The organism is Micromonospora sp. NBRC 110038 (assembly GCF_020884815.1).
GTDB classification, from domain to species: domain Bacteria; phylum Actinomycetota; class Actinomycetes; order Mycobacteriales; family Micromonosporaceae; genus Micromonospora; species Micromonospora haikouensis.
This window is the reverse complement of record NZ_BBOL01000009.1, coordinates 82,959-98,352: the sequence shown is the minus strand read 5'-3', so window position 1 is coordinate 98,352 and position 15,394 is coordinate 82,959. Positions and strand designations below refer to the sequence as shown.

Below are 15,394 nucleotides of genomic sequence, written 5' to 3'. Positions count from 1 at the left end.
CAGGCCATAGCCATCGCGTACAACCTACAAGGTGGTAACAAGATCACAATGGCTGGCCGGGGACGCCCCGCCGGACAATCCGGATGCGGATAACATCCGGTTTCGAAGCCGACACGATACGGAGGCGTGATGCCCCGGCCCACCGCGCGTCCGGCCCTCGCCGCAGCGGCCGCGGCCCTGTTGGCCGCCCTCCCCGTCGCCCCGGCGCAGGCGGCCGGCGCGCATCGCGCGGCCCCCGGCTGCGCCACCCCGCCGGCCCCGGCACGTCCGGTCGCGGCCACCCCGTGGCCGCAGCAACGGTACGCCCCGCAGCGGCTCGCCGCGCTGGCCAGCGGGGCCGGCGTCACCGTCGGGGTGATCGACTCGGGCGTGGACCGCCGGCACCCGCAACTGGCCGGGCGAGTCACCGCCGGGGCCGACTTCCTCGACCCGGGCGGCGACGGCAGCGGCGACTGCGCCGGGCACGGCACCGGTGTGGCGAGCATCATCGCGGCCGAGCCCCGCGCCGGCGTCGCGTTCCAGGGCCTCGCGCCGGGCGCCCGCATCCTGCCCGTACGCGTCAGCGAGCAGCAGGTGGTCGAGGGGCGCGAGTCGGGGCGCACGGTCAGCGCCGCCGACTTCGCCCGGGCGATCCGCTGGGCGGTCGACCACGGGGCCGACGTGGTGAACCTCTCCGTCGTGCTCTACACCGACAACCCGGCCGTCCGGGCGGCGGTCGGCTACGCCGTCGCGCGGGACGTGGTCGTGGTGGCCGCCGCCGGCAACCTGCACGACAGCGGCGACCCGCGACCGTACCCGGCGGCGTACGACGGGGTGCTGGGGGTGGGTGCGATCGGCGCCGACGGCCGGCGGGCCGACTTCTCGCAGACCGGCCCGTACGTCGACCTGGTCGCCCCGGGCGGCGAGGTGCTGATGGCCGCCCCGGGGCAGGGTCACCGCCGGGCCGAGGGCACCAGCTACGCCGCCCCGTTCGTGGCGGCCACCGCCGCCCTCGTCCGGCAGTACCGGCCGGAGTTGACGGCTGAGCAGGTGACGCGGCAGATCCTCGCCACGGTCGACCCGGCACCCGGCAACGACACCGGCGGCGGGTACGGCGCGGGGGTGCTCAACCCGTACCGGGCGGTCACCGAGACGTGGGCGGGCCCGCAGGGGCCGGCTCGCCGGGCCGTGGCCCTGCCGGCGGGCGAGGTCGACCCGGCGCTGGGCGCCCGTCAGACCCGGCGGGCGGCGGCCCGGGACCGGGCGGTGGTCGTCGCGGCCGTCGCCGGGGCGGCCGTGGCGACCGCGGTGCTGCTGGCGGTGGTGCTGCCCCGGGGCGGTCGCCGCCGCTGGCGGCCGGCGGCCTGACCGGCTGCGGTGGCGGCGCCCGGCGTTGCCGCCGAACGCCGCCGTCGCCGCCGCTCACCGGAGCGGGCCGCCGCGCTCACTGGAACAGGTTGACGTTCCGCTTCTCGGTGTCGAGGTAGTCGTGCGCGGAGTCGTCGACCGCGAGCTTGATGTCGCGCAGCATCGCCTGGAGGTCCTGCGAGGCGGAGCGCCACCGGGCCTGCCGCTGCTCGTACGCCTGGCGGGCCTCGCCGTCCCAGCTCGCCACCAGCGGGGCGGCGTCGCGTTCGAGCTGGCCGAGCTGGCTGTCCAGCGTGTTCAACGCCCGCTGGATGTCGGCGCCCGCCTGCTGCAGCGCGGCGAAGTTGACGACCAGAACCCCATGGTCCATCGGATGATCCCCTTTCCGGGAGGTGCTACAGCGGCAGCTGGATGCCGCGGTTGGTGCCGGCGACCCGGCTGGCGGCTTCGTTGTCGGACACGTCGTACTGCTGGCCGGCGGTGCGGATGGCGGTGGCGGTCTCCCGCAGGGCCCGCTGCAACGCCGCCTGGTCCTGCGACCACTGCCGCTTCACCTGCTCGAACGAGCGCCCGCCGGCACCCCGCCAGGCCTGCTGCAACACCTCCAGCTCGGCCAGCAGGCCGGTCAGCATGGCCTGCAGGGACTGGTCAACCTGCTCGAACTTCGCGGCGGTCTGCTGCATCACCGCGGCTTCTGCCTGGGTCTGGGACACCCCGGACGTCACCTCGTCTCCTCGATCGTGGCTGGCCGTCGGACGCGCCCGCGGCGGACGCGCCGCTCGCCTGTCCCGGCGGCGCGCCGGGTCGGGACGGGGTCAGCCAACTCGTCGCTGACGGTAGCGGCCCGGTGGCGGTTCTGCTACCCCGCCCCGCTCCCCTGTGGACAACCTCGGCTCCCGTGATCTCGGGGTGGAACCATACGATGACGCTGCGGAACCGCCCGCGGTCACGCCCCGGGCCACGGCGGCGTTCCGGGCGGGCGTTGAGGAGGCGCGGTGACGGCCAGCACGACCACGGCCCCGGTCCAGCCGGCGCACCGGCAGCCGCTGCCCCCACAGTGGATCCCGGCCACCACCCGGCGGGGCCCGGCCGGGGTGCGGGTCGGTCAGGTGGTCGCCACGCAGGCGGCGGTGGCGCTGGTCGCCGCCGGGGTCGGCCGGGGCGCGGTCGTGACCGTGGCCGCCGTCGCGGTGGCCGCGCCGCTGCTGGCCGGCGCCTGGGTGCGGGTGCGGGGGCGCTGGCTGTTCTCCTGGCTCGGCGTCGCCGCCGGCTACCTGTCCCGCCGGCGGGCCCTGGCGGCGACCACCGGCCCGGGGGCGCTGCTGGGGCTGCTCGACCCCGGTGCGGTGGTCCGCGCGGCGGAGCTGGCCGGCGGCCCGGCCGCCGTGGTCGACGACGCCGAGGGCCTGACCGCCGTGCTGGAGGTCGGTGACCCGGGTGACCTGCTCGGCGACGGGCCCCGCGCGCTGCCCCCGCCGTCGATGCTGCTGCCGCCGGTCTCCCCGGAGCTGCCCCCGGTCCGGCTCCAGCTCCTGATCAGCGGCTCTCCGGCACCCGCCGTCGCGGTCGGGGGGAGCACGGTGGCGACGTCGTACCGGCAGCTCACCGACGGGCTGCTGGCCGGGCGCGACTCGGTGCTGCTGGCGGTGCGGGTGCTGCGGGTGGACGGGTGGACCGACGAGGACCTGCGGGCCGCCCTGTCCGGGGTGGTCCGGCGGATCGTGCGCCGGCTGGGGCCGGTGACCGCCCGTCCGCTCGGCGAGCACGCCGCGCCCCGCGTACTCGCCGAGCTGGCCCACCACGACGGCGGCGGGCCGATGGTGGAGACCTGGCCGGCCGTGCGGACGGGGGCGCTGTGCCAGACCACCCTCCGGGTGCGGCGCGGGCCGGACCCGGCCACCGACGCAGGGCGGCGGCTGGTGCCCCGGCTGCTCACCCTGCCGGCCGCCGCGACCACGGTCTCGCTGTGCGTGGGGCCGCGCGCCGGTGCCGGCGGCGTGACCGTGCCGGCCGAGCTGACCGTACGCCTGGCCGCCTGGACCCCGGCCGAGCTGGCGGCGGCGACGCAGGCGTTGCGGCGGCTGGCCGACGGCGCGGGCGCGGAGGTCGACCGGCTCGACGGCCAGCAGCTCCCCGCGTTGGCGGGCACGCTGCCCCTCGCCCTCGCCGTTCCGGGCGCGGCGGTCGACCCGGCGGCCCTCGACGAGCTGGAACTGCCGGTCGGCGACGCGGGGCTGATGGTCGGCGCGAACCGGCGCGGGGCGGCGGTGACGATCCGGCTGTTCCGGCCGGAGGGCACCCGGTTGATGCTGGTCGGCGGGGTACCCGTCGCGCAACTGCTGGCCCTGCGGGCGCTGGCGCTGGGTGCCCGGGTGGTGGTCCAGACGACCCGGCCCCGGGCGTGGGAGCCCTTCGTCCGGGGCGTCGCCACGCCCGACGGGCCGATCCCGGTGCTGCCGCCGGGCCGCGCGGTGGGCGCGGCGGCCGGTTCGGCGCTGCGTCCGATGCTGCTCGTGGTGGACGCGGGCCCGCTGCCCGCCGACGCCGATCCCGGGTCGGCCTGGCGCTCCACGCTGGTGGTCCGGGACGGCCTGACCACGTCCGACGTCGACCAGCTGGGCCGGGCCGACCTGGTCGTGCTGCAACCGCTGCGTCCCGCCGAGGCCGCGTTGGCCGGTGCCGCGCTCGGCCTCGGCGGCTCGGCCGAGTGGCTGACCCGCATCCGGGAGGACATGGTGGCGGTGGTGAACCGCCGGGCGCTGCGCTGGGCGCTGCTGTCGCCGACCCCCATCGAGTCGCAACTGATCGGCCGCCCCGGTCGGGGTTGACGCGGCGGGTTCCGCCGGTGGCGGGACCGTGGCACGATCCGTGGCCATGGGTTTCCTGAAGGGTCTTCTGATTCGGCTGGGCAGCACGGCGGTGGCCTTCTGGCTGGCCACTCTGCTCATTCCGGGCATCACGCTCGACACGGGTTCGGCCACCGAGGCGATCGTCACGCTGCTGCTCGTCGCGGTCATCTTCGGGGTCGTCAACGCCGTGCTCCAGCCGATCGTCAAGACCGTGGGCTGCGGCTTCTACCTGCTGACGCTGGGCCTGATCGCCCTGGTCGTCAACGGCCTGCTGTTCCTGCTGACGAGTTGGATCGCGGGCGAGGCCGGGCTGCCGTTCCACGTGGACGGCTTCTGGCCGGAGGCGGTGCTCGGCGCCCTGTTCGTCGGTGTCGTGACCTGGCTGCTGGGCGCGGTCCTCGACCGCGACTGAGGCGAGCGGGGGCGGTCCCGGCCGGAGCGGGGTGGGCGGATTCACGGCGCGCGGGGCCGAGCGGGCACGCTAGCGTCGCAGGGTGTTCACCCTGACCCGCGATGACGGCCACCAGCTCAGCACCGACCCCGCCCGGCTCGACCTCGACCTCGTGCACCACTGGCTCTCCACCGACGCGTACTGGGCGCTGGGGCGGGACCGGGAGACCGTCGGGCGGGCGTTCGCCGGCTCGCTGCCCTACGGGGTCTACCGCCCCGGTGACGGTCGGCAGGTGGCGGTGGCCCGGGTGGTGACCGACGGCGCGACGTTCGCCTGGCTCTGCGACGTCTACGTGGACCGGGCGGCCCGGGGGCGCGGGCTGGGCACCTGGCTGGCCGGTGGGGTCCGCGACCACCTGGCCACGCTCGGCGTACGCCGGATCGTGCTGGCCACCTCCGACGCGCACGGGGTCTACGCGAAGATCGGCTTCACCCCCGTCGACCCGGGGCGCTGGATGGAGTACGACGGGCGAGGGCAGGCGTGAGCCCGCTCCGCCTCGGCTACCTCTACGGCATCGGCGCGTACCTGCTCTGGGGGTTCTTCCCGCTCTACCTCAGGGCGCTCAAGCCGGCCGGCCCGCTGGAGATCCTGGCGCACCGGATCGTCTGGTCGGTGCTCTTCGTCGCGCTGCTGCTCGCCGCGCTGCGCAACGTGGGCTTCCTGCGCCGGCTGGCCCGCCGGCCCCGGGCGCTGGCCGGCATCGCCGTGGCCGCCGCGCTCATCGCGGTCAACTGGGGCACCTACATCTACGGCGTGAACTCGGCGCGGGTGGTGGAGACGGCCCTCGGCTACTTCATCACCCCGCTGGTGTCGGTGCTGCTCGGGGTGACCGTGCTGCGGGAACGCCTGCGCCCCGGGCAGTGGCTGGCGCTGGGCATCGGCACGGCGGCGGTGGCCGTGCTCACCGTCGACTACGGCCACCTGCCCTGGCTCGCGCTCGTCCTGGCCGTCAGCTTCGCCGCGTACGGGCTGGTCAAGAAGCGCCTCGGGCTGCCTGCGGCGGAGGGGCTGTTCGTGGAGTCGGCGGTGCTCGCCCTGCCCGCCCTCGGCTATCTCGGCTGGCTCGCCGCCGCCGGTGGCCTGGCCTTCGGTCACGTCTCGGCCGGGCACACGGCGCTGCTGGTGCTGGCCGGCGCGGCCACCGCGACCCCGCTGCTGCTCTTCGCCGGTGCCGCGAACCGGCTGTCGCTGACGGCGCTGGGCATGCTCCAGTACCTCGCCCCGATCCTCCAGCTCGGCTGCGGGGTGCTGATCTTCCACGAGCCGATGCCCCCGGCCCGGCTCGCCGGCTTCGCCCTGGTCTGGCTGGCCCTGCTGACCTTCACCGCCGACGCCCTGCGCCATTCCCGCCGCTCACGCCGCGCCCGCCGCCCCGGTGCCGCCCGGCCGCTCGCGCCGTCGCCGGTGGGGCAGGGGAGGACGGCCCCCTGAGCGCCCGCCGCCGCACCCCGTCGCTTTCCGTCGCTTTCCGTGATGGGATGCGGTGCCGATCGCGGCGCCCCACCGGGCTTACCGTCAGTCACCACCGCTCGACCTCGCCACGGACCTCACGCCCCCTTTGCTCTGCACCCATCCACGCAGCACCACCCGCGAGCTGGGAACATGAGGATCACGCCGCTCGCGGCGACCCCGCCGGCCGGTTGCGCCGCGTGACCGTTGCGTATTCGGGTGCAGAGCAAAGGAGTGCATCCAGGGGTGGCCCGGTCGGGTAGGGCAACTACGCGCCGCAACATCGCCGAGGCGAGCAACGCGCACGATCACCGCCCCGCGCGGGGGCGCAGTCCCCCGGCGGAGCCCCGACGGGGCTCAGCGGACGTCGTAGGCGAGGACCGGGGTGCCGTCGGCGCGCAGGAGTTCCAGGCGGACCAGTTCGCCGTCGGTGAAGTGGGTGGTGGCGGTCAGGCTCAGCTCGTCGCCGGGGGCGGCCAGCCAGGAGCCGATCTGCTCCGTCGCGCCGTCCGGGCCGTGCGCCATCAGCCGGAAGGTGTACGCCTCGCGGTGCCCGGCCCGCCGGTCGTACCCGCAGCGCATGGTGACCTCGGTGCCCCACGGCGTGCCGGTCAGCGCCACCTCGGCGCGCACCGGCACCGTGCCGGCGATCGGCCGCATGGACGCCAGCGCGATCTGCGGGGTGGGCGTCGGCGTGACCTCGACGGGCGGCCGGAGGGTGGCCGCGCCGAGCCCGGCGAGCACCGCCAGGACGGCGGCGGCCAGCGCGGTCAGGGCGTACCGGCGGCGGGCGGCCGACCGCTCGCGGCGTCGGCGGCGACGGGCGGCGTCGAGCAGCGCGGGCACCCGGGAGATCTCGGCGGGCGGCTCCAGGAACTGCTCCAGCCCGGCCGGGTCCAGCCGGCCGAGCAGCCCGGGGAGCACGGCGATCTCGGCCACCGCGTCCCGGCAGGAGGCGCAGCCGCCGAGGTGCCGCTCGTAGGCGGCCCGGTCGGCGGGGGCGAGCGCGCCCAGCACGTACGCGCCGTCGTCGTGCGCGAACTCGCAGCGGGTCATCCCGTCACCCCCATCTCGGCCAGCGCCAACCGCAGTGAGCGCAGCGCGTAGTGGGTACGGGACTTGACCGTCCCCGGCGGCACGCCCAGCCGGACCGCCGCCTCGGACACCGAACGCCCCTGGTAGAAGCACTCGATCAGCACCTCGCGGTGGGTCGGGCTGAGCCGGTTCAACGCCTCGGCGACCGTCCACGCCTCCACCGCGCGCTCCGCCTCGTCGATCGTCTCCGGGGGTTCGGGCAACTCGTCGGTGTAGATCTCGCCGACCCGGGTCGAGCGCCGCCGCCACGCGTCGATGGCCAGGTTGCGGGCCGTGGTGAACAGCCACGCCCGCACCGACCCGCGCGTCGGGTCGAGCGACTCCGGGTGCCGCCAGGCCCGCAGCAGCGTCTCCTGCACCAGGTCCTCGGCCCGGGTCCGGTCGCCGTTGACCAGCCGCAGGGCGTGCGCGTAGAGCGCGTCGGCATGCTCGTCGTGCAGCGCGCGCAGCAGTTGGGCGTCGTGGTCGCTGATGACGACCTCCTCGCTGTCGCCGGAGTCCAGCGGCTCCCGCTGTCGAACGCGTCCAGCGGTGCGTTCGCCGGACAGTACGTACGGTGCCGCCGATCGGTTCATCCGCAGGTCGACGGGGAGGTCAGGCGCAGGTGTTCACATCCGGTTCATGTTCGGGCCGACCCGCGCTCACCGCGCCCTCCTAGCGTCCGCCGGGTACGCACGTCGGAGGGCTGACCCCGGCGTGCACCGACTTCCTTGGAGGCACCTCCCGATGAGCGACCGACCCCGGCTGCTCCCCCTGCTGGGCGCCACCCGCCACGGCAGCCGTGACGCCATGACCTGTCTCTACCGGTGCGGCAACGCCTGTGACCACCCGGTGCCCAACACGTCCGACAACCCGTACCTCGGCGACATCGTGGACGCCGAGGTGTCCCGGCGCGGCGTGGTCCGGGCCGGCGCGGTCGGTGCGCTCGTCCTGGGCTTCGGCGGCGCGGCCGCCGGGGCGCTGGCCGGCGCCGGCGCCGCGTCCGCCGCGCCGGCCGACCCGGTCGTGCCGGAGGCCGCCGGGTTCGGCCGCCCGGCCGGCGGGGTGGGCAGCGGGGCGCTGACCTTCCGGCCGATCCCGCCGAACAAGCTCGACACCCTGGTCGTGCCCAACGGGTACGACCACAGTGTCGTGATCCGCTGGGGCGACCCGGTGGTGCCGGGCGCGCCCGAGTTCGACGTGCACGCGCAGACCGCCGCGAAGCAGGCCAAGCAGTTCGGCTACAACAACGACTTCGTCGGCGTGCTGCCGCTGGACAAGCGGGGCCGCCGGGCGCTGCTCGTGGTCAACCACGAGTACACCAACGAGGACCTGATGTTCCCCTGCTTCACCAGCCTCGACGCGCTCACCGTCGAGCAGGTGAAGGTCGCCATGGCGGCGCACGGCATGTCCGTGGTCGAGCTGGAGCGGGTCGACGGCACCGGGCAGTGGCGGCCGGTCGAAAGCGGCCGGCGGCCGTACAACCGGCGGGTCACCGCACTGGCCACGAAGTTCGAGCTGACCGGCCCGGCCGCCGGCTCGGCGTGGCTGCGTACCGCCGCCGACCCGAAGGGCCGGACGGTGGTCGGCACGCTGAACAACTGCGCGGGCGGCGTCACGCCGTGGGGCACGGTGCTCTCCGGCGAGGAGAACTTCAACCAGTACTTCGTCGGCGGGGACGCCGCGCCGGAGGAGCTGAAGCCGAAGCTGGCCCGCTACGGCATCAACACCACCGAGCGGTACCCGAGCGGCAACCGCAAGTGGGACCGCGCCGACGAGCGCTTCGACCTGGCGAAGAACCCGTACGAGGCGCACCGCTTCGGCTGGGTCGTCGAGATCGACCCGTTCGACCCGGAGAGCCGGCCGCGCAAGCACACGGCGCTCGGCCGGTTCAAGCACGAGGGCGCGAACGTCATCGTCGCCCGCAGCGGCCACGTGGTGGCCTACATGGGCGACGACGAGCGGTTCGACTACCTCTACAAGTTCGTCTCCGACAAGAAGTTCATGGCCGGCGACTCGTGGGTGGCCCGCAAGCACAACCTGACCCTGCTGGAGTCGGGCACCCTGTACGTGGCGCAGCTCGAAGGCAACTCGGCGGCCGAGATCGACGGCTCCGGCAAGCTCCCCGCCGACGGGGCGTTCAACGGCCGGGGCCGCTGGATCAAGCTGGTCAGCGGCAACCGCTCGTACGTCGACGGGATGACCGCCGCGGACGTGCTCACCTTCACCCGGCTGGCCGGCGACAAGGTCGGCGCGACCAAGATGGACCGCCCGGAGGACGTCGAGCCGAGCCTGCTGACCGGCAAGGTGTACGTGGCGCTGACCAACAACACCGACCGCGGCAAGGCGGGCAAGGCCCCGGCCGACGAGGCCAACCCGCGCAACCTCAACAAGCACGGTCAGATCCTGGAGCTTGTCGAGGACGGCAACAACAACGCCGCCGAGACGTTCGCCTGGTCGCTGCCGATCGTCTGCGGCGACCCGACCGACCCGTCGACCCACTTCGCCGGGTACGACAAGGCGAAGGTCTCCCCGATCTCCTGCCCGGACAACGTCGCCTTCGACGCCACCGGCAACCTCTGGATCTCGACCGACGGCAACGCGCTGGGCAGCAACGACGGCCTGTTCGCCACCGCCGTGGAGGGGCCGGAGCGGGGGCACCTCAAGCAGTTCCTCACGGTGCCGCTGGGCGCGGAGACCTGCGGCCCGTTCATCACCGGCGACAACCGCTCGGTGTTCGTGGCGGTGCAGCACCCGGGTGAGATCACCGGGGCGACCGTGGAGAACCCGGCGTCGACGTGGCCCGACGGCGACTACGCCAAGCCCGGCGTGGTGGTCACCTGGCGGCTGGACGGCGGCCCGATCGGCAGCTGACCCCGCTGGGCATCGCGGCGGGCCCCCTCCCCACCAGGGAGGGGGCCCGTCCCGTTTCGGCTCTCGACGGCGACGGCGTCGGTCCTCGACGACGACGGCTCAGTTCTCGGCGGGGCCGGCTCAGCCCTCGGCGGCGACGGCGTCGGCGATGGCGCGGGCGGCGGTGAGCAGCTTGGCCCGCACCACCCGGGCGGAGGTCATCATCTCGCTGGCCGGCAGCGAGCAGGCCAGCACCATCCGCCGTTCCATGTCCTTGTCGGGGATGACCAGCACGGCGGCGCACGCGACGCCCTGACGGAACTGCCCCAGCTCCAGCTGCATGCCCCGGCGGTCGCCGGCCGCCACGTCCGCCTCGAACGCCTCGGGGGTGGTGAGGGTGGCGTTGGTGAACGGGCGCATGCCGTATTCCCGCAGGTAGCGGAAGCGCTGCTCGGCGGTGAGGGTGGCCAGCAGCGCCTTGCCGAGCGCGGTCGCGTGCGCGCCCTCGTCGAACCCGGGGACCAGGTCCTCCAGGTGCGGGGAGCGGTGCCCCTCGGCCACGGCGGTCACGGCGACCTGGCCGCCGACGAAGCGCCCCAGGTAGTGGCTGTAGCCGGTGTCCAGGGCGGCGCGGCGCAGGCACTCCCCGACCGCCGCGGGCCCGCGGAACGCGGTGACCAGCTCGCGGTAGCGGTCGGCGATCTCCAGCCCCACGATGTACGTGCCGTCCTCCCGGCGGATCACGTAGCCCTCGTAGGCCAGCGTGCGGACCAGGTGGTAGGTGGTGGCCACGGTCAGCTCGCAGCGCCGCGCGATCTGCTTGACGGTCAGCCCCTTCGGGGCGCGACCGACCGATTCGAGCACGCGTAGCGCGCGGGAGACACTCCGGATGAGGTCCGAAGGTTCCGCCAAGGGGTCGCGCACAACCACCTCCGCCGCCGGGGACTTACACCATATGAAATCCAGGCGTCCGGCGAAATGCCTGTTCGGGTCGACGCTGCCAGATCATCCTAAACGGTCAGTGCGTCGAGCGACACGGTGAGTTGTCCGAGTCGGACTCGCGAAGGGTTCGCGGAACCCGCACCGGGACCCGGGAAGGGTCAGCCGGTGCGGTCGGCGATGTAGTCGCAGAGGGACTCCAGCGCACGGCGGGACGACGTCTCCGGCAGCAGCGCGAGCTGCTCCCGGGCCTCCTCGGCGTAGCTGCGGACGGTCTCCCGGGCGCGCTTGAGCGCCGGGGACTCGCGGAGCAGGCCGAGGGCCTCGGCGTGCAGGGCGTCGTCGACGAGCGGGCCCGTGGCCAGGATCTCCCGCAGCCGCACCGAGGCGGCGTCGGAGTCGTCGGAGGCGAGCGCGTAGAGCACCGGCAGGGTCGGCACGCCCTCGCGCAGGTCGGTGCCGGGGGTCTTGCCCGACTGCACCGACTCGCTGGCGATGTCGAGCAGGTCGTCGGAGAGTTGGAAGGCGACGCCGATCGTCTCGCCGTACCCCGCCAGGGCCTCGGTGTGCGCGGCGGACGCCCCGGAGAACAGGCCGCCGAAGCGGGCCGAGGTGGCGATCAGCGAGCCGGTCTTCTCGGCGATCACGCCGAGGTAGTGGGCCACCGGGTCCTGCCCGTCCCGGGGGCCGACCGTCTCGGCGATCTGGCCGTGCACCAGGCGGGCGAACGTGCGCGCCTGCAGCCGCACCGCCTCCGGGCCCAGATCGGCCGAGAGGTCCGCGGCGCGGGCGAAGAGGTAGTCGCCGACCAGGATCGCCACCGAGTTCGTCCAGCGGGAGTTGGCGCTCGGGGCGCCCCGCCGCACGGCGGCCTCGTCCATGACGTCGTCGTGGTAGAGCGTCGCCAGGTGGGTGAGCTCCATCACCACGGCGGCGGAGACGACCCGGGGGTCGGCCGGATCGCCGAACTGGGCGCCCAGCGCGACCAGCAGCGGGCGGAACCGCTTCCCGCCGGCGTCCACGAGGTGCCGGGCGGCCTCGGTCACCAGCGGGTCGGCGCTCGTCACGGTGGCCCGCAGCTCCGCCTCGACGGACTCCAGCAGGCCCAACACGGACGCCTCGACGCGGGCATCGGCTAGGTGCAGGCCGAGCGCGCCGAACTGACCCATGCTCTCCCGACCCCGCCGAGCGGAGCCGGTGGCACCTGAACGCTCGCCAGCCGGATTCACCACGCTATCCACCATGCCACACCCGTTCGACCTGCTCCGGGGCGGGGATGCGGCGACGGGGCCGGCACGCTGTCGCGTGCCGGCCCCGTCGCGGGGAAACGTCGGTCATCGCACGAATTCGGCGGCGCCGTTGGCGAGGTCGAGCAGCGGGCCCGGAACGACGCCCAGCACCAGCGTGGCCAGCACGCCGATCATGAGCGCCGCCGAGGTCAGGCCGCCCGGCACCGTCACCGTCGGGGTGGACTCCCCGGGCTCGGACAGCCACATCATGACCACGACCCGCAGGTACGGGAACGCGAGCACCATGCTGGTCAGCACGCCGGCCACCACCAGCCACGCCTGGTCGGCGTCGAGGGCCGGGGCGAAGACGGCGAACTTGCTCATGAACCCGCTGGTGAGCGGGATGCCGGCGAAGGCCAGCAGGATGAAGGTGAAGACCGCCGCGAAGAACGGCGAGCGCTTCCCCAGCCCCGCCCAGCGGGACAGGTGGGTGGCCTCCCCGTCGGCGTCGCGGACCAGGGTCACCACCGCGAACGCGGCCAGCACCGAGAAGCCGTACGCGGCGAGGTAGAACATCGTGCCGGCGAGCCCGTCCCGGCTCGGCGCGAGCACCCCGACCAGCAGGTAGCCCGCGTTGGCGATCGACGAGTAGGCCAGCAGCCGCTTGATGTCGGTCTGGGTGACCGCCAGCACCGCGCCGACCAGCATGGTGAGCACCGCCACCGCGCCGAGGACCGGGGTGAAGTCCCACGCCGCCCCGGCGAACGCCACGTGGAAGACCCGCAGCAGGGCGCCGAACGCGGCGACCTTCGTGCAGGCCGCCATGAAGCCGGTGACCGGCGTCGGGGCGCCCTGGTAGACGTCGGGGGTCCACACGTGGAACGGTGCGGCGGCGGCCTTGAACAGCAGGCCGATGGAGAGCAGCGCCATGCCGGCGAAGAGCAGCACCTGGCTCGCCGGGGACTCGCCGACCGCCGCGTGGATGGTGGCGAAGTCGACGCCGGCCGGGCGGCCCGGGATGCCGGAGGTGAAGCCGTACACCAGGGCCACGCCGAACAGGAAGAACGCCGAGGCGTACGCGCCGAGCAGGAAGTACTTCATCGCCGCCTCCTGGCTCAGCAGCCGCCGGCGACGGGCCAGCGCGCAGAGCAGGTAGAGCGGCAGGGAGAAGACCTCCAGGGCGATGAACATGGTCAGCAGGTCGTTCGCCGCCACGAAGATCAGCATGCCGCCGATGGCGAAGCTGGCCAGCGGGTAGACCTCCGTCGCCCCGTTGCTGCCCTCGGCCTGCCGCCGGTCCTCCACCGACTCGGCGGTGACGGCGGCCTGGGCGACGAACGCCCCGCCCCGCTCCACCGAACGCTCGCCGATGAGCAGCAGCGACATCGCGGCGAGGACCAGGATCGCGCCCTGCAGGAACAGGGTCGGCCCGTCCACGGCGAGCGCGCCGCCGGCGGTGATCAGCCGGTCGTCGGCGTTGAAGATCACCATCACCAGCGCGGCGAGCACCGCGAGCAGCCCCAGCGAGAGCTGCACGAGGTGGCGGTGCTTGCGGGGCACGAACGCCTCGACCAGCACGCCCAGCAGGGCGGCGCCCAGCATGATCAGGATCGGAGCGAGCGCCGCGTAGTCGATCGACGGCAACTTGAGCTCGGTCACTTCGCGGCCTCCTGCACGACACCGCCGACCTCAGGGGCCGGATCGGTCCTGCCGACGTCCTCCATGGTGGCCCGGACGGCGGGGTTGATGACATCGGTGACCGGCTTGGGATAGAAGCCGAGCAGCACGATCAGCGCGATCAGCGGCGCGACCACGACCTTCTCGCGCAGGTTGAGGTCGCGGCGCATCGGCTCGACCTCGGTCAGGGCCGGGTTGAGGGTGCCCTGGGTCGTCCGCTGAACCATCCACAGCACGTACGCGGCGGCCAGGATGATGCCAAGCGTGGCGATCACCGCGACCGGCTTGTTCACCGTGAAGGTGCCGATCAGCACCAGGAACTCGGAGACGAACGGCGCGGTGCCGGGCAGGGCCAGCGAGGCGAGGCCGGCGAAGAAGAGCACCCCGGCCAGCAGCGGCACCAGCTTGCCCGCGCCGCCGAAGTCACTGATCAGGGCCGAGCCGCGCCGGGCCACCAGCATGCCCACCACCAGGAAGAGCAGGCCGGTGGCGAGGCCGTGGTTGAGCATGTAGAGCACCGCGCCCGTGCCGGCCTGCGTGGTGAAGGCGAAGATGCCGACCCCGATGAACCCGAAGTGCGCGATCGAGGTGTACGACACCAGCCGCTTCAGGTCGTTCTGGCCGACCGCCAGCAGCGCGGCGTAGATGATGCCGATCACCCCGAGCGCGAGCGCGTACGGGGCGAACCACTTCGACGCCTCCGGGAACAGCGGCAGGCAGTAGCGCAGGATCCCGAACGTGCCGACCTTGTCCAGCACGCCGACGAGCAGCGCGGCGGCCCCGGCGGGGGCGGCCCCACCGGCGTCCGGCAGCCAGGTGTGGAACGGGAAGAACGGCGCCTTGATCGCGAAGGCGAGGAAGAAGCCGAGGAACAGCCAGCGCTCGGTCCCGGTGGAGATGTCGATCTGGGTGAGCGCCTGCCAGTCGAAGGTCTTCCCGCCGACGACCCACAGGCCGATCACGGCGGCCAGCATGAACAGGCCGCCGACCAGCGAATAGAGGAAGAACTTCACGGCCGCGTACTGCCGCTGGTGGCCGCCGTAGCTGCCGATCAGGAAGTACATCGGCACCAGCATGACCTCGAAGAACACGTAGAACAGGAAGACGTCGGCGGCGGCGAAGACGCCGATCATCGTGGATTCGAGGACGAGCAGCAGGGCGAAGTAGACCGGGATCGAGCGCTTCGACGACTCGGCGTCGTGCCAGGACGCGAGGATCACCAGCGGCACCAGCACCGCGATCAGCATCAGCATCACCAGGGCGATGCCGTCGGCGGCGAAGGTGAACCGGGCGTCCCACTGCGGGATCCAGGTGTACGACTCGCGGAACTGGAGCCGCTCACCGCCGGTCTTGAACGCCAGCCACATGACCACGGACAGCGCGAGCACCAGCAGCGACCACCCGAAGGCCACCTGCTTGGCCAGCTCCGGCCGGCGGCGCGGCAGGACGGCCACGACCAGCGCGCCGACCAGCGGCGCCACGGTCAGCACCGAGAGGAACGGGAAGTTGGACATTATGCGGCCTTA

14 protein-coding genes are annotated in these 15,394 nt (G+C 74.0%); 6 read left to right on the top strand and 8 right to left on the bottom strand.

Annotation, left to right across the window (positions count from 1 at the left end):
• Positions 1-129 precede the first annotated feature (129 nt).
• Positions 130-1,347 (top strand): type VII secretion-associated serine protease mycosin, encoded by a 1,218-nt coding sequence (gene mycP / locus LPU61_RS25985; RefSeq protein WP_229406449.1) that lies wholly within the window; start codon positions 130-132, stop codon positions 1,345-1,347.
• A 76-nt stretch (positions 1,348-1,423) separates the two neighbouring features.
• Here mycP and LPU61_RS25980 read toward each other — a convergent pair whose 3' ends face one another.
• Entirely contained in the window at positions 1,424-1,717 is a 294-nt protein-coding gene (locus LPU61_RS25980; protein WP_043961448.1) for a WXG100 family type VII secretion target, read from the bottom strand.
• Between the two features lie 25 nt (positions 1,718-1,742).
• Positions 1,743-2,060, bottom strand: coding sequence for a WXG100 family type VII secretion target (locus LPU61_RS25975; protein WP_043963744.1), 318 nt, complete (start codon positions 2,058-2,060; stop codon positions 1,743-1,745).
• 282 nt (positions 2,061-2,342) lie between these two features.
• On the opposite strand from LPU61_RS25975, the gene eccE reads away from it, so the two are divergent.
• From eccE to rarD, 4 genes are all read left to right on the top strand, one after another.
• Positions 2,343-4,175: a type VII secretion protein EccE gene (gene eccE / locus LPU61_RS25970; protein ID WP_229406448.1), complete on the top strand. Its 1,833-nt coding sequence runs from the start codon at positions 2,343-2,345 to the stop codon at positions 4,173-4,175.
• A gap of 46 nt (positions 4,176-4,221) precedes the next feature.
• Entirely contained in the window at positions 4,222-4,608 is a 387-nt protein-coding gene (locus LPU61_RS25965) for a phage holin family protein (RefSeq protein WP_043961446.1), read from the top strand.
• An 82-nt stretch (positions 4,609-4,690) separates the two neighbouring features.
• A complete protein-coding gene (locus LPU61_RS25960) occupies positions 4,691-5,131 on the top strand; it encodes a GNAT family N-acetyltransferase (protein ID WP_229406447.1) in 441 nt (146 codons plus the stop codon).
• The gene (gene rarD / locus LPU61_RS25955) at positions 5,128-6,078 is read left to right on the top strand and encodes an EamA family transporter RarD (protein ID WP_229406446.1); all 951 of its coding nucleotides are present in this window, start codon (positions 5,128-5,130) and stop codon (positions 6,076-6,078) included. Before LPU61_RS25960 ends, rarD begins: the two co-directional genes overlap by 4 nt.
• Before the next feature lie 375 nt (positions 6,079-6,453).
• Here rarD and LPU61_RS25950 read toward each other — a convergent pair whose 3' ends face one another.
• Both LPU61_RS25950 and LPU61_RS25945 read right to left on the bottom strand, forming a co-directional pair.
• Positions 6,454-7,152, bottom strand: coding sequence for an anti-sigma factor (locus LPU61_RS25950; RefSeq protein ID WP_043961443.1), 699 nt, complete (start codon positions 7,150-7,152; stop codon positions 6,454-6,456).
• Entirely contained in the window at positions 7,149-7,766 is a 618-nt protein-coding gene (locus tag LPU61_RS25945) for a sigma-70 family RNA polymerase sigma factor (protein ID WP_255700226.1), read from the bottom strand. The genes LPU61_RS25950 and LPU61_RS25945 overlap by 4 nt, the downstream gene beginning before the upstream one ends.
• Positions 7,767-7,917: 151 nt before the next feature.
• Here LPU61_RS25945 and LPU61_RS25940 point away from each other — a divergent pair, with 151 nt between their 5' ends.
• Positions 7,918-10,044, top strand: a complete 2,127-nt coding sequence (locus tag LPU61_RS25940) for a PhoX family phosphatase (RefSeq protein WP_229406445.1) — start codon at positions 7,918-7,920, stop codon at positions 10,042-10,044.
• Between the two features lie 120 nt (positions 10,045-10,164).
• Here the strand turns inward: LPU61_RS25940 and LPU61_RS25935 are convergent, their stop codons facing one another.
• The 4 genes from LPU61_RS25935 to LPU61_RS25920 form a co-directional block, all read right to left on the bottom strand.
• Positions 10,165-10,947 (bottom strand): IclR family transcriptional regulator, encoded by a 783-nt coding sequence (locus LPU61_RS25935; protein ID WP_043961441.1) that lies wholly within the window; start codon positions 10,945-10,947, stop codon positions 10,165-10,167.
• Positions 10,948-11,123: 176 nt separating this feature from the next.
• A complete protein-coding gene (locus LPU61_RS25930) occupies positions 11,124-12,206 on the bottom strand; it encodes a polyprenyl synthetase family protein (RefSeq protein WP_043961440.1) in 1,083 nt (360 codons plus the stop codon).
• Between the two features lie 90 nt (positions 12,207-12,296).
• Entirely contained in the window at positions 12,297-13,850 is a 1,554-nt protein-coding gene (gene nuoN, locus LPU61_RS25925) for an NADH-quinone oxidoreductase subunit NuoN (protein ID WP_043961439.1), read from the bottom strand.
• On the bottom strand, positions 13,847-15,382 hold the full coding sequence (locus LPU61_RS25920) for an NADH-quinone oxidoreductase subunit M (protein WP_043961437.1): 1,536 nt from the start codon (positions 15,380-15,382) through the stop codon (positions 13,847-13,849). Before LPU61_RS25920 ends, nuoN begins: the two co-directional genes overlap by 4 nt.
• Positions 15,383-15,394: the final 12 nt, after the last annotated feature.

Excerpts from the sequence above, each read along its gene's own strand:
- mycP (WP_229406449.1), top strand. The coding sequence starts at position 130 with ATGCCCCGGCCCACCGCGCGTCCGGCCCTCGCCGCAGCGGCCGCGGCC.
- LPU61_RS25980 (WP_043961448.1), bottom strand. The coding sequence starts at position 1,717 with ATGGACCATGGGGTTCTGGTCGTCAACTTCGCCGCGCTGCAGCAGGCG.
- LPU61_RS25965 (WP_043961446.1), top strand. The coding sequence starts at position 4,222 with ATGGGTTTCCTGAAGGGTCTTCTGATTCGGCTGGGCAGCACGGCGGTG.
- LPU61_RS25950 (WP_043961443.1), bottom strand. The coding sequence starts at position 7,152 with ATGACCCGCTGCGAGTTCGCGCACGACGACGGCGCGTACGTGCTGGGC.
- LPU61_RS25945 (WP_255700226.1), bottom strand. The coding sequence starts at position 7,766 with ATGAACCGATCGGCGGCACCGTACGTACTGTCCGGCGAACGCACCGCT.
- LPU61_RS25940 (WP_229406445.1), top strand. The coding sequence starts at position 7,918 with ATGAGCGACCGACCCCGGCTGCTCCCCCTGCTGGGCGCCACCCGCCAC.
- LPU61_RS25930 (WP_043961440.1), bottom strand. The coding sequence starts at position 12,206 with ATGGTGGATAGCGTGGTGAATCCGGCTGGCGAGCGTTCAGGTGCCACC.
- LPU61_RS25920 (WP_043961437.1), bottom strand. The coding sequence starts at position 15,382 with ATGTCCAACTTCCCGTTCCTCTCGGTGCTGACCGTGGCGCCGCTGGTC.